Origin of the sequence: Staphylococcus sp. GDY8P72P (assembly GCF_016890655.1) — a bacterium.
GTDB lineage: Bacteria > Bacillota > Bacilli > Staphylococcales > Staphylococcaceae > Staphylococcus > Staphylococcus arlettae.
Window position 1 is genome coordinate 1 of record NZ_JAFEQJ010000048.1, and the last position, 1,425, is coordinate 1,425.

Consider the following 1,425-nt stretch of genomic DNA (forward strand, 5'->3'; position numbering starts at 1 on the left):
GAATACCAAATAATGTTCCAACCCAGTCATAATTAATGATATTACCGGTCTATGTTTACTCATCATTGCTAAAATAGGGCCAGCAATCCAAATCAGTGGAATATTAATCATCGTAAAAAATGATATTTCTGGTGTTATATGCATGGTTTGAGTCATCAGATGTGGAAACTCGAAGTGTCTTCCAAACAAATCAATTCCATATTCTTCAAAGTTATGAATAAAATAAGCTGTCGATGAAAACCATGCTAACCAAAATGGATCATACCATCTGTTCACACGTAAATCACTTCGCAATGTATTTGTAAAAAATAATAAAATTATTAATACACATGCTATACCAAGTCCCATCCACGGCCAATGCGTATCAAAAATAGTACTCATTTGTAATAACCTCCATTTTATTATACATAGTGTCTAATATATTTCGTAATGTGATTATAACGCTTGCTATTTTTAATACAATCCCTAATTTATAGTTTATGAACAACTATATTACATATGTCTAATTTCTGTATTAATTGTGCCTAATATTTCAAACACCTTAAAATTATCTACATTTGCTTCAATTTCATTTAATATATCTACATCTTTTAAAAACTCAACTAATAATTTTTCATCATTATCCACCTGAAGTCCACCCTCTAACACAATAATAATTAATTTTGTCTAATATTAAATCTAAATACTTATATGTCTATATTAATCGTTCAAAGTATACCTTATTTGGCTAATGTTTCTTTAATATTTAATAAGCGTTGTTTATAACTCACATCATCGCAAATCTTTTTATAATATTTTGTCATACGATTTCTTTCTAGTACTTTGCTTTTAGAATTTTTTAAGTATCATCATTTTTTATTAGAAAAACTTCTATTAGTAATTTCTGAATAAAGATTATCCACATAACGTAATTCTCTTGTAAAATCTTCAAAAATGATTCTACAGTAGCCTAGATCTTAAAAGAATACCCATTTTCTTATAACTAATTGAAATTTTACTTTATAATATAATTAAAGTAAACATAACCAGTAAAGACGGTTTGAAAGGACTATCATTTTGAATTTTGAAAATTATAAATATTTTACAGGAAAAGATTTAATGAAAGAATGTAACTTAAGTGAAAAAATGTTTAAGAATAGTATGGATAAGCTCGAACGAGTTTATAAGTTAGATATCGCTAGATACAAATCCAATCCATCAGCAACCAATAGCGGTTACAGTTTTAACTTATTTGAATTAGAATTATTTAAAATTTTGCTAAACACTATTGAGGACTTTCCTGTTCCAACATCTGCTAAAAAATTTGATGACATAGATTTAAGAGAGGAGGCATTAAAGAAAAATAATAGCCAATTTATTAGCTATATTACTAATATCAGCGATTCAATTGATAATATTAAAAACGATGCATTAAAAGCGCAAATT

The 1,425-nt window shown here is 26.8% G+C and carries 2 protein-coding genes and 1 pseudogene; 1 reads left to right on the top strand and 2 read right to left on the bottom strand.

Annotation, left to right across the window (positions count from 1 at the left end; all coding sequences use genetic code 11):
• Positions 1 to 381: pseudogene (locus JVU85_RS13750) on the bottom strand (HXXEE domain-containing protein); the annotation flags it as partial.
• A 111-nt stretch (positions 382 to 492) separates the two neighbouring features.
• Positions 493 to 627 (bottom strand): hypothetical protein, encoded by a 135-nt coding sequence (locus JVU85_RS14070; RefSeq protein ID WP_275427745.1) that lies wholly within the window; start codon positions 625 to 627, stop codon positions 493 to 495.
• Between the two features lie 429 nt (positions 628 to 1,056).
• Between JVU85_RS14070 and JVU85_RS13755 the strand changes: the two genes are divergently transcribed.
• Positions 1,057 to 1,425 (top strand): DUF6038 family protein (locus tag JVU85_RS13755; RefSeq protein WP_239441235.1); only part of this gene is annotated, 369 nt, incomplete at its 3' end.